A 23496-nucleotide genomic window follows, 5' to 3' on the forward strand; every position below is an offset into this window, starting at 1 on the left:
ACTCAGGCGGTGGAGGTCGGCGTCCACGCCGAGACATCGTTCAGACGGTGCACCTCGTCGGACGACAGCTCGAGCCGTGCGCCCTCCAGCAGGTCGGGCACCTGATCCACGGAGCGGGCGCTCGCAATCGGGGCGACCACGGTCGGCTGGGCCCGGAGCCAGGCGAGCGACACCGCGGCGATCGAGGTTCCGCGGGCGTGCGCGACCTCGCCGAGCGTGTCGAGGACGCGCAGGCCCTGGTCGGTGGCGTAGCGCGCGGCACCCGCGGCCCTCGGCGACGCCTCGCCGCTAGCGTCGGTCGAGCGATACTTCCCGGTGAGGAACCCACTCGCCAGGGCGTAGTAGGGCACCAGCCCGAGTCCGAACTCCTCGGCGACCGGGATGATGGTGTCTTCCACGACGTTGCGGTGCACGAGGTTGTAGTGCGGCTGGATCGCGATCGGCTGCGCGACCCCGAGCCGCCCGGCGATGTCGACCCACTCGCGAATGCGCTCGGCCGAGTAGTTCGACACCCCCACGTGTCGCACGAGGCCGTCGCTGACCAGCTGGCCGAACGCGGCGACCGTCTCCTCCAGCGGAACGGTCTCGTCGTCGAAGTGCGCGTAGTACAGGTCCAGCTCGTCGACGCCCAGCCGCGTCAGTGACGCCTACGCTGCGGCGCGCACCGTGGTCGCGGAGAGCCCGGAGAAGTCCGGATGCTGGCTCACCTTGGTCGCGACGACGACACCGCGCGGACGGCGCGAAGCCAGCCACTCCCCGATGATCTCCTCACTCTCCCCGCCCCGATTCCCCGGTACCCACGCACTGTACGAGTCCGCTGTGTCGATGAAGTCGCCGCCACCGTCGACATAGGCGTCGAGGACGGCGAAGGATGCGTCGCGATCGGCGGTCCAGCCGAACACGTTGCCACCGAGGGCGAGGGGGAAGACGTCGAGGTCACTGCTGCCGATACGGGTCATGCTCATCACAACCGCGATCGCGATACTCGGCATTCCCGCGTGACGCCGCTCCGTCACCGTCGTTACGCGGCGGACTCGCCCTGGTCGTAGATCTGCGACGGACGCCCGACGAGACGGCTGTCCGGCGCGTGTGCGACCCGCGCGTCCTTTCCGTCGTATTCGAAGCGCGACAGCACGTAGCGGATGGCCTCGAGCCGTGCGCGCTTCTTGTCGTTCGAGCGCACCACGATCCACGGCGTGACCGGGGTGTCCGTGTGGAAGAACATCGCTTCCTTCGCCGTGGTGTAGTCGGCCCACCTGTCCATGCTCGCGATATCGGTGGGGCTCAGCTTCCACTGCTTCACCGGATCCTCGCGACGGCGGTCGAACCGGCGGCGCTGCTCCGCCTCACCCACCGAGAACCAGAGCTTGATCAGCCGGATGCCCGAGCCCACCAGCATCCGCTCGAATTCCGGAGCGGTTCGGAGGAACTCCTGGTACTCCTCATCGGTGCAGTACCCCATGACGCGCTCGACCCCGGCGCGGTTGTACCAGGAACGGTCCATGAGGACCATCTCACCGCCGGACGGCAGATGGGCCACGTACCGCTGGAAGTACCACTGCGTGCGCTCGGCGTCGGTCGGCTTGTCGAGAGCGACGACCCGGGCCCCGCGAGGGTTGAGATGCTCCATGAAGCGCTTGATGGCCCCGCCCTTGCCGGCTGCGTCGCGCCCCTCGAACAGGACCAACACCCGCTCCGCGCTGTGCTTCACATGCGCCTGCAGCTTGAGCAGCTCGATCTGGAGGAGGCGCTTCTCGGTCTCGTATTCCGCGCGGGAGAGCTTTTCCGAATACGGGTAGCCCTGCTGCCACTCGGGAACGTCCATCGTCAGCCTCCTGCGAACGGGGCGGCCGTAGGAGGCCTGAACAGATGCGCGCAGGTGGCCGGGGCGGGGTGCCGGCCACCTGCACATAAGTAACATAACACTCGCCAAAGTGTTACGCAAATGGCGCGACCGCGGCAGTGCACGAGCTCCCCATACCTACCTCTAGGTATGGCATGATCCTTCTATGAGCACAGATGCGAGGGAATCCCTGCTACGCGCGGCGCAACAGCTGTATGCCGCCAACGGGGTGGCGGCGACCACCCCGCGGCAAGTCATCGAGCGAAGCGGTGTGGGACACGGGAGCCTCTATCACCACTTCCCTTCGAAGCGCGACCTGGCGCTCGCTGCCGTCGGCCGTTCGGTGGATGAAGCGTTGGCATCGTCCTCCGACGCCCTGAACGCCCACACCGAGTCGCGAGCGAGGATCGCCGCGTACCTCGAACGTCCCCGCGAGGCGACCTCGGGGTGCCGTATCGGTCGCCTCACGGCTGACCCCTTCGTCGCGGCCGACGAGGACCTCAGCGCCTCCGTCGCCCGCTACTTCCTCGACCTCATCGGTCTCGTCGCCGACGTCTTCGAAGAGCAGGGGCTCGATGGGGGCGTCGCGCGCGACCGGGCTACGGCCGCGGTGGCGGTGATCCAGGGTGGGTATGTCCTGTCGCGAGCCACGGGGGACGAGGAGATGATGCGCGCCGCCGTCCGCGGGTTCCTCGGGCTCGTGGACGCACCCCAGCGACCGGAGGGCGACTCATGACTCTGATCGCGCACCTCAGCGACCCGCATCTGGACACATCTCCGCACCGACTGCGCCGGCTCGAGGCAGTGCTCGCAGCGGTGTCCTCCCTCCCCGACGTCGATGCGATCGTCCTCAGCGGCGATCTTGCCGACCACGGCGCCGCCGAGGAGTACGCCCAACTGTTCGCGACCCTCCCGGCGGACATACCGACGATCGTCGTACCCGGGAATCACGACCACAGCGAGACGATGCTCCACTCCCAGGCCCAGGCCGGTCTCAACCCGGCCCTGTCGGGCTTCATCGACGTGGGCGAGGTGCGCGTCATCGGGCTGGACTCACACCTCGATGCTCGCGTCGAAGGCCACCTCACGCCGGACACGATCGACTTCGCGCGGCACGCAGCGAGCTCGGCCCCCGGCACCGTCCTTCTCACGATGCATCACCCACCGGTGCCCGTCGGGCATGACGTCGCGGACCGGTGGAATCTGGAGAACACGAGCGACCTGGAGGCGCTGATCGTGGGGAACGCACGAATCATCGGCGTCCTGACCGGGCACGTGCACAGGGCTCTCGCCGCGTCGTTCGCCGGGGTGCCGGTCCTCGGCGCCCCGGGCGTCGTCTCCACGATGCGACTGGGAAGCAGGGTCAATCCGATCGCCGACGACACGGCGATGCCGGGGCTGGCCATGCACACCATCGACGGCACCGCCATCCGCACCGTGTTCCACTACCTGAGCCCCGCCGAGCCGTGAGACGCAACGCCCGCCATCCCCCGGAAATACAGGGATGGCGGGCGTTGCCGTCCGGAGCCGACTACGGGACTCGAACCCGTAACCCCCGTATTACAAGTACGGTGCGCTACCAATTGCGCCAAGTCGGCGGGTGCCATCAGCTTAGCGATGGCGGAGGCGCCGCTCGATTACGGCGCGGGCGTCGACGTGGCCGACGGCGTCGGAGTGGGGGTCGAGGTGGACTCGTAGTACGCCTCGCTCGCCACCGACATCACGAACGTGGACAGCTCCTGCGGGTCGTCGAGCGCCCCCACATAGGCCTCGCCGTTCACGACGATCATCGGGGCGGCGGTGAGGACCAGGTCGTCGGAACCGGCGAGCGGACCCTTGAGCGCCCGCGTGGTCGCTTCCTTCGCCCAGTTCACGAAGTCGCCCTCCTCGATGCACTTGCGGACGACCTTCCCGTTGTCGACGCCGACCGCTCCAGCGAGGTTCGCCAGCTCCTGATCGGAGAGACCGTCGCTGCCGACCTCGGGCTGATCGTCGAGCAGGTCGTGATTGAACGCGTAGAACTGGTCGGGCGAGTGCGTCGCGACGCACGCCGCAGCTGCGGCCGAGCGCAGCGAGTACTTCGTGCCGTTGGAGCTGGCCGTCAGCAGCGCGACGGGGTGATAGCTCACTGTTGCCGCGCCGTCCTCGATCCACTGCGCGAGCAGTCGCGCGTTCGCGCGCTCGAACTTCCCCGCATCGGGCGACAGGTAGTCGACGTAGACGTGCACGTCCACGGCCTGAGACGCGGTCGGATCCGGCGTGGGAGAAGCGGAGGCACCGGCCTCGGACGGCGTGGGCGTCGGCGTGGCGGGGGCTTCGGCGGAGGTGGCCATCGACGAGATGTCGGTCACCACGACGCCGTCCGACTCCATGCCGCTCGGGCTGAGCTGAGGCTTGGAGACCTGCGACGTCACGGCCATGGTCACCGCGGTGCCGATGGCCCCGACGGCGATCACCGCGACCGCGCCGATGATGATCCGTCTCATCAGGCGGGCCCTCGACTGCTGGGCGTGCACCTTCTGGGCCTTCTCCCGCACGACCTCGCGGGAATTGCGAGGTGCGGGGACGTTCGGCGTTTCGTCGCTCGACATCGTTCCTCTTGAGTCTCGGGGGGTCCGGGTTGGCCCCGACCGTCGCCCGGCGACGATCGCCGCAGAACGCGGCCGGATTCGATGCTAGTCAGTGAGGCTGAGAAATACCCAGGTACGGCCGATCGTGCCATACTGAACCCGACCCGATGGCGGGTCACGGCGGGTCACTCCGCCGCTTCATTCACTACGGATCGTCCGGCACGTACCTGCCGGTGAAGGAGAAACACGATGGCATCTGTGACTTTCGACGAGGCCACCCGCCTCTACCCCGGCGGAACCCGTCCGGCCGTCGACAAGCTCAACCTCGAGGTGGGCGACGGTGAATTCCTCGTCCTCGTCGGCCCTTCCGGTTGTGGTAAGTCCACCTCGCTCCGCATGCTCGCCGGCCTCGAAGAGGTCAACTCCGGCCGCATCCTGATCGGTGACCGCGACGTCACCGACGTGCCGCCGAAGGACCGCGACATCGCGATGGTCTTCCAGAACTACGCCCTGTACCCGCACATGACGGTCGCCGAGAACATGGGCTTCGCGCTCAAGATCGCCGGCGTCGGCAAGGAGGAGCGCGCCGCCCGTGTCCTGGAGGCCGCCAAGCTCCTCGACCTCGAGCAGTACCTGACCCGCAAGCCGAAGGCCCTGTCGGGTGGTCAGCGTCAGCGCGTCGCGATGGGCCGCGCCATCGTCCGTCAGCCGCAGGTGTTCCTCATGGACGAGCCGCTGTCGAACCTCGACGCCAAGCTCCGCGTGCAGACCCGTACGCAGATCGCGTCGCTGCAGCGCCGTCTCGGCGTCACCACGGTCTACGTCACGCACGACCAGACCGAGGCGCTCACGATGGGCGACCGGATCGCCGTGCTGAAGGACGGTCTGCTGCAGCAGGTCGGCTCGCCGCGCGACCTGTACGAGAAGCCGAACAATGTCTTCGTCGCCGGCTTCATCGGCTCCCCCGCCATGAACCTGTTCGCTGCGGACCTCGCCGACGGCGGCGTGCGCTTCGGCACCGAGGTCGTCCCGCTCGACCGCGACACGGTCGGCCGCGCCAACGGCTCGCAGGTCACGGTCGGCGTCCGCCCCGAAGACATCACCGTGGGTCCGGCCGACGGCAAGGGCCTGTCGGTCGTCGTCGACCTCGTCGAGGAGCTCGGCGCCGACGGCTACCTCTACGGCCACACCGAGATCAACGGCAAGCGCGCCGACCTCGTGGCCCGCGTGGACGGCCGCAACCACCCGAACGCCGGTGAGACCGTGACCCTCGCGGCCAACGCCGGTCACGTGCACGCCTTCGACCAGGAGACGGGCGACCGCCTGAACGACAAGCCGGTCGTCTCCGCCTGATCGGACACACCATCCGCGGCGCGGGCTGACTTCGGTCGCCCGCGCCGCGCTCGTTTCCCCTCAGGAGCATCCATGCAGGAGTCGCTGCGCATCACCGCCAGCACCGTCGACCCGGGGCTCCTCGCGCTGCCCTGGTCGACCAGCCTCGCCAAGTGGCCGTCCGAGCACATCGTGTCGCTGCCGAAGGGGCTGTCCCGGCATCTCGTGCGCTTCGCGGACCTCTCCGGTCGGGTCGTCGCCGTCAAGGAGACCACCGCCGCGATGGCGCAGCGCGAGTACGACATGCTCGGCAACCTCGCCCGCCTCGACGTCCCCTGCGTCGCCAGGGTCGCCGTGATCGCCGGGCGCACCGATGCCGCCGGCGAGCCCCTCCCCGCGGCGCTCGTCACCTCGCACCTCCGCTTCTCCATGCCGTACCGCGCCCTGTTCACGCGCGTGCTCCGCCCTGACACCGCCACGCGACTCGTCGACGCGCTCGCCCTGCTCCTCGTACGACTCCACAACGTCGGCTTCTACTGGGGCGACGTGTCGCTGTCGAACACTCTCTTCCGTCGCGACGCCGGCGCCTTCGCGGCCTACCTCGTCGACGCGGAGACCGGTGAGCTGCACGAGGAGGGCCTGACGGACGGCCAGCGCGCATACGACCTCGACCTCGCCAGGACGAACATCGCGGGCGAGATCATGGACCTCGCCGCGGGCGGGCGGCTCGAGCACGGCGTGGATGCGGTCGCGATCGCCGACGGCATCGTGTCCTCCTACCGCTCGCTCTGGGCGGAGCTCACGGCGCAGGAGTCGTTCTCGGCGGCCGAGACATGGCGCATCACCGAGCGCGTCGAACGCCTCAACGCGCTCGGCTTCGACATCGACGAGATGTCCATGTCCACGACCGCCGACGGGACGGTGGTCGAGATCCAGCCGAAGGTGGTGGATGCCGGCCACCACCAGCGCCGCCTCATCCGGCTGACGGGACTCGACGTGGAGGAGAACCAGGCGAGACGCCTGCTCAACGACCTCGACGAGTTCCGTGCCCGCTCGACCAAGCAGTGGGCGGACGAGGAGATGTACGCGCATGAGTGGCTCACGCGCGTGTTCGAGCCCGTCGTCCGCGCCATCCCCTACGACCTGCGCGCCAAGCTGGAGCCCGCCGAGGTGTTCCACCAGGTGTTGGAGCACCGCTGGTACCTGTCGCAGGCGCAGGGCCGCTCGATCCCCCTCGCGGAAGTCCTGACCAGCTACATCAACGATGTGCTGCGCCACCGCCGCGACGAAGCGACCATCATGGGACCGCCGACCGAGACCATGAGCCTCCCGGTGATCACCGGCACGCTCTCGCTCGCCGATGACGAGGACGAGGTCGACTGGCGCGACCTCGTCTGAACGCCGCCCTCAGTAGCCGACCGTGAACCGCTCGCGGTGGTGGTTGCCCTGCTCGATCTCGTCCACGACGGCCACGGCGAAGTCCGCGCCGGAGATGTACGACTTCCCCTCCTCGTCGCGCACCAGCACGTCGCCGCCGTCGCGGTAGCGACCCGTCCGCTCCCCCTCGGCCCAGGGGCCGAAGACCTCGGCGGGGTGCACGAAGAACCAGTCCAGCGCGGGATCGGTCTCCTCGAGCAGCGCGAGCGAGTCGATGCCCACCTGCGCCTCGTGCTTGTACTCCTCCGGGAAGTCGAGGTCGAAGAGCCTCGGCCCCTCCGGAGCGACCAGGCTGCCGCCGGCACCGCCGACCACACCGAGCCGTGTCTCGGTCCCGGCGAGCACGCCGATCACCGTGGTGAGGGCCTCCAGCACCCGATCCTCCATGTCACCGCGGGGCGACAGCGAGGACACCACGGCATCCGCACCCGCGAAAGCCTCCCGCAGCGACGCCGCGTCGAGGGCGGATCCCTGCACGTACGCGGCGCCGGCGACCGGGTCGGACGGCGTCGTGCGGGAGATCGCGACGACCGCATGATCGCGGCTCACCGCCTCCGACACGATGTGCCGTCCGGCGTAACCGGTTCCTCCGAGGACGATGATGCGCGCCATGCTCTGCCTTTCTCGTGCGGTCAGTCCGCCGCGCGGACGGTCGCCACCTGGTACAGGGCGACCGACGCGGCGATCCCGGCGTTCAGCGACTCCGTCGCCGCCGAGATGGGGATGGAGACGATCTGGTCGCAGGTCTCGGTCACCAGACGGGACAGGCCCTTGCCCTCGGAGCCGACGACGATCACGACCGGTCGATCCGCGAGCTGCAGCTCGGGCAGCGACACGTCACCATCGCCGTCGAGCCCCAGCACGAACACGCCCTGCTTCTTGAACTCCTTGAGCTGCGTGGTGAGGTTCGTCGCGAGGGCGACGGGGATGCGCGCGGCGGCACCGGCACTGGTCTTCCACGCCGCCGAGTTGACACCGGCGGAACGGCGCTGCGGCAGGATGATGCCGTGGCCGCCGAACGCCGCCGTCGAGCGGATGATCGCGCCGAGGTTGCGCGGGTCGGTCACGCCGTCGAGCGCCACGAACAGCGGCGTCTCCCCGCGGTCGATGACCTGCTCGAGCAGATCCTGCGGGTGCGCGTACTCGTACGGCGGCACCTTCAGCGCGACGCCCTGGTGCACGCCGTCGAAACCCGCCATGCGGTCGAGCTCCTGGCGCGTGACCTCCAGCACCGGGATGTCGCGGTGAGTCGCGATCGACAGCATCTCCTTGACGCGATCGTCCATCTCGACACGCTGCGCGATGTACATCGCCGACGCCGGGATCTTGGCCCGCAGCGCCTCCAGCACCGAGTTGCGGCCGGTCACCGTCTCGGTGTCGGTGGTGTTGTCCTTGGCACGGGCTGTGCGGTTGGGGCTGCCACCCGACGGGCGCCCGCCGGGCTTGCCCTTACCGCCCGCCGCGGCGTAGCGCTCGGCCGCGGCCTTGCGCTTCCCGGCCGGGTGCCATGCGCGGTCCTCCGCCTTCGGGGTGGGACCGCGGCCCTCGAGCGCCTTGCGCCCGAGACCACCGGTGCCCTTCGTGGGGCCCTTCTTCTTGCCCTTGCTCGCGCCGGGGCGCCCTGGCTTAGTCATCGATGCTCCAATGAGTTCCGGCCGGAGTGTCCTCCAGCGTGATTCCTGCGGCAGCGATCGCATCACGGATGCGATCCGCCGCCGCCCAATCCTTGTCCGCCCGCGCCTGCGCACGCTGCGTGATCATCTCCTGCACCAGCGCGTCCAGTGCGGCCGCCCGGGCGTCGCCCGCGGCCGTGGCGTCGCTCGGTCGGAGACCGAGCACCGACGTCATCGCCGACACCGCGCGCGCCGCCTGCGCGGCCGCGTCGCGGTCTCCCGCGTCGAGCGCGGAGTTTCCCGCCCGCACGGTCTCATGCACGACCGCGAGCGCCTGGGGAACGCCGAGATCGTCGTCCATCGCAGCGGCGAAGGCCGACGGCAGGTCTTCGCGACTCTCGGCGGCGTCCACCTCCGCGACACGCGCCGCCCGCTCCAGGAAGGTACGGATACGACCGAGGGCCGCCTCCGCCTCCGCCCACGAGGACTCCGACAGGTCGAGGCTCGAGCGGTAGTGCGCGGCAGCGAGCGCATAGCGCACCACCAGCGGTTCGTGCGCGTCGAGCACGTCACGGGCGAGCGTGAAGTTGCCGAGCGACTTCGACATCTTCTGCCCGTCCACCGTCACCAGGCCGTTGTGCACCCAGTACCGCGCGAAGCCGTCCCCCGCCGCCGTCGACTGCGCGAGCTCGTTCTCATGGTGGGGGAAGCGGAGGTCGAGCCCGCCGCCGTGGATGTCGAACTCGTCGCCGAGGTAGCGCTTCGACATCGCCGAGCACTCGATGTGCCATCCCGGTCGCCCGAGACCCCACGGCGAACGCCACGTGGCGTCGGCCGGCTCATCCGGCTTCGACGCCTTCCAGAGCGCGAAGTCCTGCGGATTGCGCTTGCCCCGGGGGTCCGCATCCTCCGCCGCCTCCATCGCGTCGACCGACTGATGCGTGAGCGCGCCGTACTGCTCCCACGACCGCACGTCGAAGTAGACGTCGCCGGAGCCGTCGGGCGCGGGATAGGCGTGACCGCGGTCGATGAGGCGCGTGATCAGCTCCTGCATCTGCGGCACCGAGGCCGTGGCACGGGGCTCGTAGGTGGGCGGCAGGATGCCAATGCCCGCATACGCCGCGGTGAACTCCTGCTCCATCCGATACGCCAGCGCCCACCACGGCTCCTCCGGTGTGGCGTTCTGCAGCACCTTGTCGTCGATGTCGGTGACGTTGCGCACGAACGTGACGCGACCGTAGCGGTGCTCGAGCCACCGGCGCAGCAGGTCGAAGCTCAGCGCGGCCCTGACGTGACCGATGTGGGGTCCGGACTGCACCGTCGGTCCGCACACGTACATCGTGATGTTCTCGGAGTCGAGAGGCACGAAGTCGCGCAGCAGCTGTGCGCGGGTGTCGTAGAGGCGGAGGGTCACCGGTCAAGCCTACTCGGCGGGCGCGCGGCGCTCCTGATCGTGTCGCGGATACGCTCGGCTCAGCGGTGCGGGCCGTCCACCGGCACCACGAGTGCGACGGCCGTGACCGCGATGCCTTCTCCGCGGCCGGGGAAGCCCAGGGCGTCGGTCGTCGTCGCAGTGACCGACACGGGAGCGCCTCCGAGCGCCGCGGACAGCGCGCGCTCCGCCTCGACACGGCGGGCGCTGAACCGCGGACGGTTGCCCTGGAACTGCACGGAGACGTTCCCGATCGAGAAGCCGGCTTCGGCGAGCAGCCGCCGCGTCGCCGACAGGAACACGTCGGCGTGCGCGCCGGCATACTCCGGATGCGCCGTGCCGAAGTGGGTGCCGATGTCACCCAGCCCCGCCGCGCCGAGCAGGGCGTCGACGATGGCGTGCGCGACCGCGTCGCCGTCGGAATGACCCGACAGCGGCTGTTCGCCCGGCCACTCCAGCCCGGCGAGCCACAGGTCGCCCTCGCCGCCGAACGCGTGCACGTCGGTTCCGATGCCCACGCGCGGTAGAGCGCCTGCGCCGCGGTCTCGCCGCGCACCCGTGCTCGGGGGCGCCGTCGCGAGGAGAGCCCTGGCACGCTCGAGGTCGTCGGGAGTCGTGATCTTGAACGATCGCTCCGAACCAGGGACGAGGCGGACCGTGTGACCGGCCGCGGCGAACAGCGCCGCGTCGTCCGTGTACTCCGCGCCCTCCTCGGCGGCACGCGCGTACGCCGCCTCGAGCGCGTCGCGCGGGAAGCCCTGCGGCGTCTGCGCCGCGGCGAGCTCGGAGCGGTCGACGGTGCCGGTCACGACGCCGCCATCCACCCGCTTGAGGGTGTCGACGACGGGAAGCACCGGAAGCGCGGCCGCCTGCGCCGTGACGGCCGCGGCGACCGCATCGATGACGGACGGCGGGGTGAGCGCCCGCGCCGCATCGTGGACGAGCACCGTCGTCACGTCTCCCCAGAGGGCCGCCAACCCCGCGGCGACGGATTCCTGACGGGTGGCGCCTCCCGTGACCACTCGGCCGAGATCGGCGCGGTCGCCCGCGGCGGCGAGAAGCTCGGTCTGCGCATCGCCCTCGTGCCCGGCCGGCGCGACCACGATGACCTGCAGGGGCTGCGCCGCGAACACCCCGTCGAGGGCGTGGCGCAGGATCGTGCGGTTGTCGATGCCGACGAACGCCTTCGGGGCGCGCGCCTCCAGTCGGGTGCCGGAGCCGGCGGCGACGATGATGATCGCGGTGTGCGGGACGGGAACGATGCTCACGCCTTCACGTTACCGGCGGAGACGACGAAAGGCGGGTGCCGCAGCACCCGCCTCTCGTCGTGAAGAAGTCAGGAGGCGAGGACCTCGTCGAGCAGGGTGCCCGCCTTGTCCTCGTCGATCTTCTCTGCCAGCGCCAGCTCCGAGATGAGGATCTGACGAGCCTTCGCCAGCATCCGCTTCTCGCCGGCGGAAAGCCCGCGGTCCTGGTCGCGACGCCACAGGTCGCGCACGACCTCGCTCACCTTGATGACATCGCCGGAGGCGAGTTTCTCCAGGTTCGCCTTGTAGCGGCGGGACCAGTTGGTGGGCTCCTCCGTGAAGGGAGCGCGCAGCACCTCGAACACGTGATCGAGGCCCTCCTTGCCGATCACGTCGCGAACGCCGACCAGGTCGACATTCTCGGCCGGGACCTCGATGATGAGATCGCCCTGCGTGACGTTGAGCTTCAGGTACTTCTTCGTCTCGCCCTTGATGACGCGTTCCTTGACCTCGATGATGGTCGCAGCGCCATGGTGCGGATAGACGACGGTCTCGCCAACCTCAAAAAGCATAAAAACATGTCCTTTCGGCAACCTCAAGGATACCACAGGGGATATGCGCTAAGGTTCGCGCTTCCTCGTCCACGCCCCGCTGACACATACCCATAGAATGGGTACGGATATCCCGCCGGACCTCAGGAGGACCCGTGAAATCGCGCCTTGTCGCGTCTGCCGCCATCAGCGCCCTCGTTCTGCTCGGCGCGACCGGGTGCACGTTCATCACGCCGCAGTCGACCAAGATCGAGTACGCGGCCTCCGACGGCGTGAACGTCTCCGACAAGGACGGCCCGATCGACGTGCGGAACGCCCTGGTCATCGCGAACGAAGACGGCTCCGTCGGCAACTTCGTCGGCGCGATCGTCAACCCGACGCAGGACCGCGCCACCCTCACCATCACCCTGGAGGGCGTCGACCCGTTCACGGTCACCGTCTCCGCCGGCCAGACCATCAGCCTCGGCTCCGACGAGGAGCCGCTGCGCATCGTCGGGCTCGACACGAAGCCCGGCGCCACGGTCGACATCCACTTCCAGTCCGGCGACTCGGCCGGCGTCACGACCGCGGTGCCCGTGCTCGACGGCACCCTCCCCTACTACTCGGACCTCGCCCCCGAGGGCGACTGACACCGCACGAACGCACGAGGCCGGCACCCACGGGTGCCGGCCTCTTCGCGTCCTCGGTCGTCAGCCCTCGAAGCGGTAGCCCAGACCGCGCACGGTCACGAGCATCACGGGCTCGCTCGGGTTCTCCTCGATGCGGGACCGGATCCGCTTGATGTGCACGTCGAGCGTCTTCGTGTCACCGAAGTAGTCGCTCCCCCACACCCGGTCGATCAGCTGCCCCCGCGTGAGCACGCGCCCGGAGTTGCGCATCAGGACCTCGAGGAGCTCGAACTCCTTCAGCGGCATATTGATCTGCTCCCCCGCGACCGACACCGTGTGGCGATCGATGTCGAGCGACACGCGTCCGCCCTCGAGCACCCTCTCGTCGAGCTCGCCCTCGGCCTGGACGACCCGACGCAGAACGGCCCGCATCCTGGCCAGCAGCTCCCGCGACGAGTACGGCTTGGTGATGTAGTCGTCGGCGCCCAGTTCGAGCCCCACCACGATGTCGACCTCGGAGTCCTTCGCGGTCAGCATGATGATCGGGATGGCCGACGTCGACCGGATCTGACGACACACCTCGGTGCCGGGCATCCCCGGCAGCATCAGGTCCAGCAGCACGATGTCGGCACCGCGCTCCCGGAACGCCGCCATCGCACCGGGACCGTCCTCGGCGATCTCCACCTCGTACCCCTCGCGGCGCAGCAGATACGCGAGGGGATCAGCGAGGTCGGGCTCGTCTTCGACGAGAAGGATGCGGGTCATGCGGTCTCTCCGTTTCGGACGCGCGAGCCGGCCGACCTGGCCGCTTTCCGCGCACGCTTCTTGTTCTTCTTGTCACGATCGGCGTTCGCCGGAGCGGCGATCTGCGGAAGACGGATCGTGAAGGTGGAGCCACGGCCCGGCCGGGACCACAGGCGCACCTCGCCGCCGTGGCGCTGCGTGGCGTGCTTCACGATCGACAGTCCGAGCCCTGTGCCGCCGGTGCGGCGCGAGCGCGCCTCGTCCGCACGATAGAAGCGCTCGAAGATCCGCTCCCTGTCGGCCTCCGCGATCCCGATGCCCTGATCGGACACGGCGATCTCGACCACGTCGTCGTCGGCCCGCACCCCCACACCCACGCGCGAGCCGCGCGGGGAGTACACGATCGCGTTGGCGATCAGGTTGCCCACCGCCTCGATGAGGATCTGCGCGTCGCCGCGCACCCACACGCCGCGGTCACCCCCGCGTGCGAGCTCCACCCCCGCCGAATCGGCCTGCACGACGTGCGCCTCGATGGACGAGGCGATGACCTCATCGATCGAGACGGGTCCGACCTCCGTCAGGCCGTCCTCCGCCTGCAGGCGGGACAGGCTCATGATGCGGCCGGTGAGCTGTCCGAGGCGGTTGGCCTCCGCCGAGATGCGCGACGCGAAGACGCGCACCTGTGCGGGATCGTCGGCGGCGGACTCGATCGCCTCCGCGAGCAGGCTCACCGCCCCCACCGGGGTCTTGAGCTCATGACTCGTGTTCGCCACGAAGTCCCGACGCATCTGGTCCAGGCGCTCCTGCTCGGTGACATCCCGCACGATCAGCAGCACCAGGCGCGCCCCGATCGCACTCGCCCGTGCCGACACCAGGCGCGGATCGAGGCTGAGCCCTCCGCGAGTGATGCGCAGCGACTCCATCGCCGTGTCGCCCGACGCACGGACGCCGCGCACCAGCTGCCGCAGCTCCGGGTTCTCCAGCGTGGAACCGACCTCGATGCCGAACCGCGCCGCCGCCCGCGAGGTCGCGAGCACGAGTCCCGAGGCGTCGACGACGCAGGCCGCGTCGTCCATGCTGCCGAGCACATCCGTGATCCCCTGCGGGATCGACGTCGACGTCTCCTCCTCCGCACGCGCCCTCGCCCGGTAGGCCCAGACGACCAGAAGCGACATCCCGACGCCGATCACCAGCCCGATGGCAAGGGAGGACAGCGCGAGCTGCGGCAGGGTCATGACTCCAGCGTAGAGCGCGTTCACCGCCCGTCCGGCGGGTTTCCGCGCCGTGACGGGGAGGCGAGACGTACTATTCACTCGCTGGGCACCGTTCGTTAACCTTCGGAGCAGACAATCGCTTCAGGCCTGCGCACAGGCCCGAACTCGTGCGGACGCCCCGCCGCCTCGCGCTGACGACTCAGCAGAGATCCGAACGAAAGGTTGCGCCCCCATGCGCGAAGTCTTCCACCAGTCCCTCGAGGACCTGCAGTCCCGCCTCGTCGAGATCGCCGACCTCGTCACCGTCTCGATCGACAAGGCGACGCGCGCGTTCGCCACCAGCGACGTCGCCCTGGCCGAGGAGGTCATCGCCGACGACGCGAAGATCGACGAGCTGGCCGTCGCGCTCGACGAGCAGGCCATCGAGATCCTCGCCCGCCAGCAGCCGGTCGCGCGCGACCTGCGCATCGTCGTCACCGCGCTGCGCGTGAGCGCCTCCCTGGAGCGCATGGGCGACATGTCCGAGCACATCGCACAGCTCGCCCGGCTGCGCTTCCCCGAGCGCGCCATCCCGAAGGGACTCAAGGGCACCTTCGTGCGGATGGGCGAGCTCGACGTCGAGATCTCGCGCACGCTCGCCGAGCTGCTTCGCACCCAGGACCTGAAGTTCGCCGACCAGATCCGCAACGCCGACGACGACGTGGACGAGCTGCACGCCAGCGTGTTCGAGAAGGTGCTCAGCGACAACTGGAAGGGCGAGGCGGTCGCCACCGTCGACGCCACGCTGGCCAGCCGCTACCACGAGCGCTTCGCCGACCACGCGGTCGCCGTCGCGAAGAAGGTCGTGTACCTGGCGACGGGCGACTGGCACGTCGAGGAGGAGGACATCGCCCTCGCCGTGGAGCAGCAGGAGCTCGGACACGCCTGACGCGTCGCCCGTCGTACGCGAGAGACCCCCTGCGCCGACCGGCGGCAGGGGGTCTCTCGCGTCGGGGCGTGCGCGTTACTTCTTGCCCTGCGCGGCCACGGCGGCGGCACCGGCGGCGGCGGCCTCGGGGTCGAGGTAGCGGCCGGGGCCGGTGGGCGCGTTGTTCTCGTCGAGCTCGTAGACCAGCGGGATGCCGGTGGGGATGTTGAGTCCGGCGATGTCGTCGTCGCTGATGCCCTCGAGGTGCTTCACGAGCCCGCGCAGCGAGTTCCCGTGCGCGGTGACCAGCACCGTCTTGCCGGCCTCGAGGTCGGGCACGATCGCGGTCTCCCAGTACGGCAGCAGACGGTCGATCACGAGCTTGAGCGACTCCGTACGCGGCACCTCACCGTCGATGTGCGCGTACCGGGGGTCGTTCACCTGGCTGAACTCGCTCGCGTCGTCGAGCGGGGGCGGCGGCACGTCGAACGAACGGCGCCACAGCTGGAACTGCTCTGGACCGAACTCCTCCAGCGTCTGCGCCTTGTCCTTGCCCTGCAGCGCGCCGTAGTGCCGCTCGTTGAGTCGCCACGAGCGCGTGACCGGGATCCACAGCCGGTCGGCCGCGTCCAGCGCGATGTCGGCGGTCTGGATCGCTCGGCTCAGCAGCGAGGTGTGCAGCACGTCGGGGAGGATGCCGGACTCGGCGAGCAGCTCACCGCCGCGACGGGCCTCGCCCTTGCCCTGCTCGGTCAGGCGGACGTCCACCCAGCCGGTGAAGAGGTTCAGTTCGTTCCACTCGCTCTGGCCGTGGCGGAGCAGGATCAGGGTGCGCTTCGCAGTCATGCGGCCAGTTTATCCGCGGCCGTGGATCGGACTGCGCCGGGCACGGGAGAGGATGGACGCATGGCGTCATCTCCGCTCGGCCAGCCGACCCGTGGCACGACCGGGACCAACCGGCTGCGCCGCAACGACCGCTGGATCGCCGCGAGCACCGCGTTGCGTCGCGCGGAGGATCCGCTCGTGGTCGACCTCGGCTATGGCGCCAGCGGGGTCACGGCGCTCGAGCTCGCCGCGCGCCTGCGCCGGGTCCGTCCCGACGCGGAGGTGCTCGGCCTGGAGATCGATCCGGCGCGCGTCGCCACGGCGACGCGACAGCTCGCCGAGGTCCGGGCGGGTCGGACGGGATTCCCTCCTGATCTGCGGGTGTCGTTCGCGCGTGGGGGCTTCGAGGTGCCGCTGCCGGGCGACCGCCGTGCCGCCGTGATCCGCGCCATGAACGTGCTCCGGCAGTACGACGAGCCCGAGGTCCCCGCGGCCTGGCGCACGATGGCGGCGCGCCTCGCCCCCGGCGGCCTGCTCGTGGAGGGGACGTGCGACGAGATCGGCCGCATCGCCAGCTGGGTCGACGTGGACCGGGATGGATCGGCGCTGCGCCTCACGATCTCGCTGCGACTGGAGGGACTCGAGCGTCCGAGCATCGTGGCGGAGCGGCTGCCGAAGGCGCTGATCCATCGCAACGTCCCCGGCGAGCGCATCCACGCGCTGCTCACCGAGCTCGACCGGGAGTGGGACCGCGCGGCTCCCCTGTCGACCTTCGGCGCCACGCAGCGGTTCCTCGCGGCCGTGTCCGCGCTGCGCGACCAGGGGTGGCCCGTGCAGGGCGGCCGCACGCGCTGGCGTCTCGGAGAGCTCACGCTGCCGTGGGACGCGGTCGCCCCGCGCCCGGCCTGACGCCGGGACGCCCGCTCAGGCGGACGGCGAGGTGCGGCGCGGGTCCGGCGCGGTCGGGCGGCGCGACAGCCGCGTCAGGCGGGGCACCTCCGCCGTGGCGCCCGCGTCTGCGGGGACGATGACCTGCTGCGACGCCGCGATGTCGACGCCCTCGGACCGCACGACCAGATCCCCGACCGGGGCGCGGCGCGACAGGATCGCGAGCGCGATGGGGCCCTCCTCGTGGTGTCGCGCGACCGAGGTGATGTGCCCCACCTCGTCGTCGCCCGCGAAGACCGGAGCGCCGGGCTCGGGGAGCACTGCGTCGCTGCCGTCGAGGTGCAGCGCGGCGAGCCGCCGAGGCGGATGACCGAGGTTGTGCACCTTCGACACGGTCTCCTGCCCGCGGTAGCAGCCCTTGTCGAGGTGCACCGCGCTGCGCAGCCAGTCGGACTCGTGCGGCAGCGACCGCTCATCGACCTCGGACGCCCACCGCGGTCGCCACGCGGCGATGCGCAGAGCCTCCGCGGCCAGCAGTCCGGCGACCTCGCCGTCGTCGAGGGTCGCGGCGAGCGCGGGCACGCTGCCGCTCGGGACGATGGCGATGCGCCAGGCCAGGTCGACCCCGGGGTGCTCGGCGGTCGCGGCGTACTGATACCCGCCTGCGCTGACGCGCTGCCAGGGGTCCGCCCACACGAGGGCGCCGTCGATGGTGCGGATCCGCTCGGACGCCGCGCCGGCGTCGACGAAGCCCAGCAGCGCCACATCGTCGCGCACCTCGACCGTGGCCTGGGTGCGGAACTTCATGCGGGTGAGCCAGCCCGCCAGTGCCTCCGCGTCGGCCGCATCGACGATGAGCCAGGTCGCGGAGCCGTCGTCGACGACACCGGCGGCGTGCTCCACCCGCCCCTGGGGATCGAGCACCAGCAGCTCGGTGCTCTCGCCCGGCGCGAGTCGCCCGACGGCCTGCGACGTGATGGAGTCGAGCCAGCCGAGACGCTCGGGGCCCGCCACTTCGATGACGGCGCGGTCGTCCAGCGGGACCAGCGCCTCGCCCGCCGCCAGCCAGCGCTGCTCACGGAAGGGATCACCGAAGTGCGCCACGCCCCCGTCGCCGAGGACGGCCCCGTTCCGCTCGTCGAACCCGCCCATGCCTGCTCGCCCCTCTCCGTTCACACCCGCGCGAGGCGGGCCGAGGCGTGCGCGCGCAGCGGTGTGCCGAGCGCGGCGATGTCCCAGGCCCACAGCAGGTGGCCGTCGACCAGGCCGTACATGCGCGAGGCCGAGCCGTACTCCTTGGTCCCCGCTCCGCGCACGATCGCGTCGGACGCCAGGTCGACGCGCGGGCCGTTGATCTCGCCGAGGTAGAACTCGAGCATGCCGTCGGAGCGGGCGATCGAGACCTCGAGCGGGAACGCGCCGTTCGGTCCGCGGAGCTCCTCCACGTCGTCGACCGTGCGGACGACCGGCGCGACGGTCGGCGGCAGCAGCGCGGGGCCCGCATCGGATGCGGCAGCCGGGCGCGCCAGGCGCCAGAAGCCGGACTCGGCGGTCAGGGGAATCGACGCCGACTGGTCTTCGCCGGTGAATGTGGCGGTCGCGGCGTAGTTGAGGAAGGGGCCACCGTCATGGCTGAAGCTGACGCGGTGGGTGAACTCGCCCTGCAGACGCTCCTCGCCGACCGGGTACTCGATCACGCCGGTGCCCTCCCACACCCCGATCAGCCACGAGAGCGGAACGAGATCGGCGGGAAGGTCGGTCGGGAGCTCGATCACGATCTCGTCAGCGCTGACCGCGGAAGAGGTTGCGCAGCACCACGGCCGACACGAAGACGATCGCCAGGCTCGCGAGGCCCAGGAGGCCGATGAAGAAGATTTCGAGCGCCATGATGTCCATGGATCCACCATACCGCGCCGGATCGGCGTCAGGACGGGATGAGCGCCGCCAGCCCGAACCCGACCGAGATGACCCCCATCAGCAGCAGGGCGCCGGTGACGCTGCTCGCCACGCGGAAGATGAACCCCTGCGTGCGGCCGTACCAGAGCTGCACCGCGAAGGAGATCAGGACGACGGCGCCGAACCCGACGAGCATCCAGGGGATGCGCCACTCCTCCGCAGCGAAGATGCCGATCAGGATCGTGCCGACGAAGGCCACCGCCCACACCACGATCACGCCGGTGAAGGCGTTGCGCGGAGCGAGGGCGGGTTCTGACATGTCTCCATTCTTGCGCATCCACGGCCGCTATCATGGCGGCACGGCGTCGAACCCCCCGCCGGTGAGGAGTGCGCGTGGCCCTGGTGCTGGTTCTGACCAACGCTCCCCTCTCGGAGCAGGTGCTTCCCGCGCTGGAGCTGCTCAGCCATCGCACCCGCCAGATCCCGGCCGAACCGGCGCAGCTCGTGAACGCTCCGGAGTACGACGTGGCGGTGGTCGACGGCCGCCACGACCTGGTCGGAGCGAAGTCGCTGTGCCGGCTGCTGCGCGCCACCGGCCAGCAGGCCCCGCTCCTCCTCGTCGTCACGGAGGGCGGCATGAGCGCGCTCTCCGGCGACTGGGGCATCGACGACGTGCTGCTCGCGACGGCCGGCCCCGCCGAGATCGACGCCCGCGTCCGGCTCGCCATCGCCCGCCGCGACGAGGTGTCCGAGCCCGCGCGCGTGCAGGCCTCCGGCGTCACGATCGACGAGCAGTCGTACTCGGCCAAGCTGCACGGCAAGCCCCTCGACCTCACCTACAAGGAGTTCCAGCTCCTGCACTTCCTGGCCACGCACCCGTCGCGGGTGTTCACGCGCGAGCAGCTGCTCAGCGAGGTATGGGGCTACGACTACTTCGGCGGCACCCGCACGGTCGACGTGCACGTGCGACGGCTCAGGGCGAAGCTCGGCGACCAGGAGCAGATCATCGGCACGGTCCGCAACGTCGGGTACCGCTTCAACGTGTACGACGACGAGAGCCTCGTCGGCACGGGGTGACCGGCGTTCACACGCCCGACACCTCCCGGTGCTTAGATGTACCCCATGATCGATCCCGCACTCGCCGACGCCGGCCTCGGTGACGCCGAAGACGACGACTTCGATGCCGTGGAGTCCCCGGACTCGCAACTGCCCGACCACCGGTACCTGGACCGCGAGCTGAGCTGGCTCGCGTTCAACCAGCGTGTGCTCGAGCTCGCCGAGGATCCGACGCTGCCCGAGCTGGAGCGCGCGAACTTCCTGGCGATCTTCGCGAGCAACCTCGACGAGTTCTTCATGGTGCGCGTCGCCGGCCTCAAGCGCCGCATCATGACCGGCCTCGCGGTGCCGACCAACATCGGCCGCTCCCCCGTCGACGCCCTGGCCGACATCTCGCGCGAAGCACACGCGCTGCAGCTGCGGCACGCGGCCGCGTGGACCAACCTGGTGCGTCCCGCTCTCGCCGACTCCGGCATCGAGATCACCGAGTGGTCCGACCTCACCGACGAGGAGCGCAGCGCGCTGTCCGACTACTTCGGCGCGCAGGTCTTCCCCGTGCTCATGCCGCTGGCGGTCGACCCCGCTCACCCGTTCCCCTACATCTCCGGGCTGTCGCTGAACCTCGCGATCCGCATCCGCAACGCCCGCACGGGCCGTCAGGAGTTCGCCCGTCTCAAGGTGCCGCCGATGCTGCCGCGCTTCGTCGAGGTGCCGTCCACCGGGGAGATCAAGCGCTTCCTGCGCCTGGAAGAGCTGATCGCCAACCACCTCGGCGACCTGTTCCCCGGGATGGAGGTGCTCGACCACCACGCGTTCCGCCTCACCCGCAACGAGGACGTGGAGATCGAGGAGGACGAGAGCGAGAATCTCATCCAGGCGCTGGAGGCGGAGCTGCTGCGCCGCCGGTTCGGCCCGCCCATCCGCCTCGAGATCACCGACGACATGGACGACGTCACGATGGACCTGCTCGTGCGCGAGCTCGACATCACCGATCTGGAGGTCTACCGCCTTCCCGGACCGCTCGACCTGCGGGGCCTGTTCGACCTGTCACGCATCGACCGTCCCGACCTGCGCTACCCGCCGCACCTGCCCACGACTGCGGTGGCGTTCCAGCCGGCGGGATCGAGCAACCGGGCCGACATCTTCAAGGCCATCCGCAAGTCCGACGTGCTCGTGCACCACCCCTACGAGTCGTTCACGACCAGCGTGCAGGCGTTCCTGGAGCAGGCGGCGCGAGACCCGCACGTGCTGGCGATCAAGCAGACGCTGTACCGCACCTCGGGCGACAGCCCCGTCGTGCAGGCACTCATCGACGCCGCCGAGGCCGGCAAGCAGGTGCTCGCCCTGGTCGAGGTGAAGGCGCGGTTCGACGAGGCGAACAACATCGTGTGGGCACGCAAGCTGGAGAAGGCCGGCGTGCACGTGGTCTACGGGCTGGTCGGCCTCAAGACGCACTGCAAGCTCGCGCTCGTGATCCGCGAGGAGGACGGCCTGCTGCGGCACTACTCCCACGTCGGCACGGGCAACTACAACCCCAAGACCAGCCGCATCTACGAGGACTTCGGCCTGTTCACCGCCGACGCCCAGGTCGGCAAGGACCTGACCCGGCTGTTCAACGAGCTCAGCGGCTACGCGATCGAGAAGAAGTTCAAGCGCCTCCTGGTCGCACCGCTGCACCTGCGCAAGGGCCTCATCCGCCTGATCGACGCCGAGCGCCGCAACGCCGAGGCTGGCGTGCCCGCACACATCCGCATCAAGGTGAACTCGATGGTGGACGAGGAGATCATCGACGCCCTGTACCGCGCCAGCGCCGCAGGCGTGAAGGTCGACGTGTGGGTGCGGGGCATCTGCAGCCTGCGCACCGACCTCGAGGGCATCAGCGACAACATCACCGTCCGCAGCATCCTCGGCCGCTACCTGGAGCACTCGCGCATCTTCGCGTTCGAGAACGGCGGCGACCCGCAGGTCTACATCGGCAGCGCCGACATGATGCACCGCAACCTCGACCGTCGCGTCGAGGCGCTCGTGCGCGTGACCGACCCCGCGCACCTCAAGGAGCTCACGGCGTTCTTCGACCTCGCGATGGACGACGGAACGTCGTCGTGGCACCTCGGCGCCGACGGCGTCTGGGAGCGCCACGCCGTGAACGCGGACGGCAGGCCGCTGGTCGACCTGCAGGACAAGACCATGGGCATGATCCAGCGGCGCCGGCGGGCGCGGGCGGTCCGATGACGGCGCGGCAGCTCCAGCTCCCCGAGGACATCGCCCGCTCCAAGTGGGCGGACAAGGCCGTGTACGCCGCGGGTGCCGTGGTGTGGCGCCTGGTCGACGGCAAGCTGCGCATCCTGCTGATCCACCGCACGAAGTACCGCGACGTCACGCTCCCCAAGGGCAAGGTCGACCCCGGTGAGATGCTCGCGGAGACGGCCGTGCGCGAGGTGCACGAGGAGACGGGCATCCGCGTCGCCCTCGGCGTCCCCGTGGGGGTGAGCCGCTACCTGCTCGCCTCACGCAAGCAGAAGGTCGTGCACTACTGGGCGGCCGAGGCGACCGACGAGGCCATCCGGGCGTCGACGTTCGTGCCCAACCGGGAGATCGCCGCGCTCGAGTGGGTCAGCGTCAAGAAGGCCCGCGCCGCGCTCAGCTACCCGGTCGACCACGAGATCCTCGACGCGTTCGCGGCCCTCGTCGACGACGGCGTCCTGCGCACCTTCCCGGTGATCGCGCTCCGGCACGCGAAGGCCCTCCCCCGCTCGGAGTGGGACGGCGCGGACTCCGCGCGGCCGCTCACCGAACGCGGCCGACGCCAGGCCAAGGCGATCGTGGGTCCGCTCCGCGCGTTCGGCGTGCGCAAGCTCATCACGAGCGATGCGGTGCGCTGCGTGCAGACGGTCGCCCCGCTGGCGAAGGCCCTGGACCGCAAGCCGGTGAAGACGGAGAAGATCAGCCAGGACGCGTGGGAGGACGGCACCGCAGACCTCCGCTCGGTCGTCGGACGCCGCATCCGCTCCGGCAAGCCCGCCGTGCTGTGCAGCCACGGCCCCGTGCTGCCCGCCCTGCTCGCCGAGATCGCCCTCGCCACCGGCACCGTGCGCGGCTCGTACGTGACCAGCGCCGCCGATCTGGAGACCGGCGCGTTCTCCGTCGTGCACGTGTCCGCCACGAATCCCGGCTCCGGGATCATCTCGATCGAGACGCACGCGCCGAAGGTCTGACACGTCGGCGGACCCGCGAACGAGGGCGCTCGAGCCCGCGCGGCGCCTGGGATCGCCCCCAGAGCGTCTCCGGTCGTTCACCTGCCGTTCACCTGCGAGGGAGAGTCTCGTTAACCGT

At 70.1% G+C, this 23496-nt stretch carries 23 protein-coding genes, 1 tRNA gene and 2 pseudogenes; 11 read left to right on the forward strand and 15 right to left on the reverse strand.

Annotation, left to right across the window (positions count from 1 at the left end; translation table 11 throughout):
* Positions 1-2 precede the first annotated feature (2 nt).
* Both KV394_RS00235 and ppk2 read right to left on the reverse strand, forming a co-directional pair.
* A pseudogene (locus KV394_RS00235) lies at positions 3-959 on the reverse strand (aldo/keto reductase).
* Positions 960-1021: 62 nt separating this feature from the next.
* Positions 1022-1825, reverse strand: a complete 804-nt coding sequence (gene ppk2, locus KV394_RS00240) for a polyphosphate kinase 2 (protein ID WP_206252979.1) — start codon at positions 1823-1825, stop codon at positions 1022-1024.
* Positions 1826-2009: 184 nt separating this feature from the next.
* Between ppk2 and KV394_RS17420 the strand changes: the two are divergent.
* The 3 genes and pseudogenes from KV394_RS17420 to KV394_RS00250 form a co-directional block, all read left to right on the forward strand.
* A pseudogene (locus tag KV394_RS17420) lies at positions 2010-2162 on the forward strand (TetR/AcrR family transcriptional regulator); the annotation flags it as partial.
* Between the two features lie 36 nt (positions 2163-2198).
* A complete protein-coding gene (locus tag KV394_RS00245) occupies positions 2199-2579 on the forward strand; it encodes an LmrA/YxaF family transcription factor (RefSeq protein ID WP_240753290.1) in 381 nt (126 codons plus the stop codon).
* Positions 2576-3313: a metallophosphoesterase gene (locus KV394_RS00250; protein WP_247982016.1), complete on the forward strand. Its 738-nt coding sequence runs from the start codon at positions 2576-2578 to the stop codon at positions 3311-3313. Before KV394_RS00245 ends, KV394_RS00250 begins: the two co-directional genes overlap by 4 nt.
* Before the next feature lie 55 nt (positions 3314-3368).
* Here KV394_RS00250 and KV394_RS00255 read toward each other — a convergent pair.
* Positions 3369-3441, reverse strand: a tRNA-Thr gene (locus KV394_RS00255).
* Between the two features lie 39 nt (positions 3442-3480).
* Entirely contained in the window at positions 3481-4434 is a 954-nt protein-coding gene (locus tag KV394_RS00260; protein ID WP_136031511.1) for a DsbA family protein, read from the reverse strand.
* A 228-nt stretch (positions 4435-4662) separates the two neighbouring features.
* Between KV394_RS00260 and KV394_RS00265 the strand changes: the two genes are divergently transcribed.
* Complete coding sequence (locus tag KV394_RS00265) at positions 4663-5766, forward strand: ABC transporter ATP-binding protein (protein ID WP_136031508.1); 1104 nt, start codon at positions 4663-4665, stop codon at positions 5764-5766.
* Positions 5767-5838: 72 nt separating this feature from the next.
* A complete protein-coding gene (locus tag KV394_RS00270; RefSeq protein WP_136031506.1) occupies positions 5839-7143 on the forward strand; it encodes a DUF4032 domain-containing protein in 1305 nt (434 codons plus the stop codon).
* 9 nt (positions 7144-7152) lie between these two features.
* On the opposite strand, the gene KV394_RS00275 is transcribed toward KV394_RS00270, so the two are convergent.
* The 5 genes from KV394_RS00275 to KV394_RS00295 form a co-directional block, all read right to left on the reverse strand.
* Positions 7153-7794, reverse strand: a complete 642-nt coding sequence (locus KV394_RS00275; protein ID WP_247982017.1) for an NAD(P)-dependent oxidoreductase — start codon at positions 7792-7794, stop codon at positions 7153-7155.
* Positions 7795-7814: 20 nt separating this feature from the next.
* A complete protein-coding gene (gene rlmB / locus KV394_RS00280; protein WP_247982018.1) occupies positions 7815-8816 on the reverse strand; it encodes a 23S rRNA (guanosine(2251)-2'-O)-methyltransferase RlmB in 1002 nt (333 codons plus the stop codon).
* On the reverse strand, positions 8809-10209 hold the full coding sequence (gene cysS, locus KV394_RS00285) for a cysteine--tRNA ligase (RefSeq protein WP_247982019.1): 1401 nt from the start codon (positions 10207-10209) through the stop codon (positions 8809-8811). Before cysS ends, rlmB begins: the two co-directional genes overlap by 8 nt.
* Before the next feature lie 59 nt (positions 10210-10268).
* Positions 10269-11495 carry a 2-C-methyl-D-erythritol 4-phosphate cytidylyltransferase gene (ispD, locus tag KV394_RS00290; protein ID WP_247982020.1) on the reverse strand — a complete coding sequence of 409 codons (1227 nt, stop codon included), beginning with the start codon at positions 11493-11495 and terminating at the stop codon, positions 10269-10271.
* Between the two features lie 68 nt (positions 11496-11563).
* On the reverse strand, positions 11564-12046 hold the full coding sequence (locus KV394_RS00295) for a CarD family transcriptional regulator (protein ID WP_136031496.1): 483 nt from the start codon (positions 12044-12046) through the stop codon (positions 11564-11566).
* A 134-nt stretch (positions 12047-12180) separates the two neighbouring features.
* On the opposite strand from KV394_RS00295, the gene KV394_RS00300 reads away from it, so the two are divergent.
* Positions 12181-12654 carry a DNA modification methylase gene (locus tag KV394_RS00300; RefSeq protein ID WP_136031494.1) on the forward strand — a complete coding sequence of 158 codons (474 nt, stop codon included), beginning with the start codon at positions 12181-12183 and terminating at the stop codon, positions 12652-12654.
* A 60-nt stretch (positions 12655-12714) separates the two neighbouring features.
* Here KV394_RS00300 and KV394_RS00305 read toward each other — a convergent pair whose 3' ends face one another.
* Complete coding sequence (locus KV394_RS00305) at positions 12715-13398, reverse strand: response regulator transcription factor (RefSeq protein WP_136031492.1); 684 nt, start codon at positions 13396-13398, stop codon at positions 12715-12717.
* A complete protein-coding gene (locus KV394_RS00310) occupies positions 13395-14612 on the reverse strand; it encodes a sensor histidine kinase (protein ID WP_247982021.1) in 1218 nt (405 codons plus the stop codon). The genes KV394_RS00305 and KV394_RS00310 overlap by 4 nt, the downstream gene beginning before the upstream one ends.
* A gap of 211 nt (positions 14613-14823) precedes the next feature.
* Here KV394_RS00310 and phoU point away from each other — a divergent pair, with 211 nt between their 5' ends.
* Positions 14824-15519, forward strand: a complete 696-nt coding sequence (gene phoU, locus KV394_RS00315) for a phosphate signaling complex protein PhoU (RefSeq protein ID WP_136031489.1) — start codon at positions 14824-14826, stop codon at positions 15517-15519.
* A gap of 75 nt (positions 15520-15594) precedes the next feature.
* On the opposite strand, the gene KV394_RS00320 is transcribed toward phoU, so the two are convergent.
* Positions 15595-16344 (reverse strand): phosphoglyceromutase, encoded by a 750-nt coding sequence (locus KV394_RS00320; protein WP_136045551.1) that lies wholly within the window; start codon positions 16342-16344, stop codon positions 15595-15597.
* A 60-nt stretch (positions 16345-16404) separates the two neighbouring features.
* Between KV394_RS00320 and KV394_RS00325 the strand changes: the two genes are divergently transcribed.
* Complete coding sequence (locus tag KV394_RS00325) at positions 16405-17232, forward strand: methyltransferase domain-containing protein (RefSeq protein ID WP_247982022.1); 828 nt, start codon at positions 16405-16407, stop codon at positions 17230-17232.
* Between the two features lie 15 nt (positions 17233-17247).
* Here KV394_RS00325 and ygfZ read toward each other — a convergent pair whose 3' ends face one another.
* The 3 genes from ygfZ to KV394_RS00340 form a co-directional block, all read right to left on the reverse strand.
* A complete protein-coding gene (gene ygfZ, locus KV394_RS00330; protein WP_247982023.1) occupies positions 17248-18363 on the reverse strand; it encodes a CAF17-like 4Fe-4S cluster assembly/insertion protein YgfZ in 1116 nt (371 codons plus the stop codon).
* A gap of 20 nt (positions 18364-18383) precedes the next feature.
* Positions 18384-18986, reverse strand: a complete 603-nt coding sequence (locus KV394_RS00335) for a nitrobindin family protein (RefSeq protein ID WP_136031483.1) — start codon at positions 18984-18986, stop codon at positions 18384-18386.
* Positions 18987-19135: 149 nt separating this feature from the next.
* Entirely contained in the window at positions 19136-19426 is a 291-nt protein-coding gene (locus KV394_RS00340) for a hypothetical protein (RefSeq protein WP_168387152.1), read from the reverse strand.
* A 74-nt stretch (positions 19427-19500) separates the two neighbouring features.
* On the opposite strand from KV394_RS00340, the gene KV394_RS00345 reads away from it, so the two are divergent.
* Genes KV394_RS00345 through KV394_RS00355 form a run of 3 tightly spaced genes read left to right on the forward strand, consistent with a single transcriptional unit; the run spans position 19501 to position 23378 of the window.
* Entirely contained in the window at positions 19501-20184 is a 684-nt protein-coding gene (locus KV394_RS00345; RefSeq protein ID WP_136031479.1) for a winged helix-turn-helix transcriptional regulator, read from the forward strand.
* Positions 20185-20229: 45 nt separating this feature from the next.
* Positions 20230-22395: an RNA degradosome polyphosphate kinase gene (locus tag KV394_RS00350; protein ID WP_136031477.1), complete on the forward strand. Its 2166-nt coding sequence runs from the start codon at positions 20230-20232 to the stop codon at positions 22393-22395.
* Positions 22392-23378, forward strand: coding sequence for an NUDIX hydrolase (locus tag KV394_RS00355; protein ID WP_136035809.1), 987 nt, complete (start codon positions 22392-22394; stop codon positions 23376-23378). The genes KV394_RS00350 and KV394_RS00355 overlap by 4 nt, the downstream gene beginning before the upstream one ends.
* Positions 23379-23496 lie beyond the last annotated feature (118 nt).

Origin of the sequence: Microbacterium sufflavum, from assembly GCF_023101165.1 — a bacterium.
GTDB classification, from domain to species: Bacteria; Actinomycetota; Actinomycetes; order Actinomycetales; family Microbacteriaceae; genus Microbacterium; species Microbacterium sufflavum.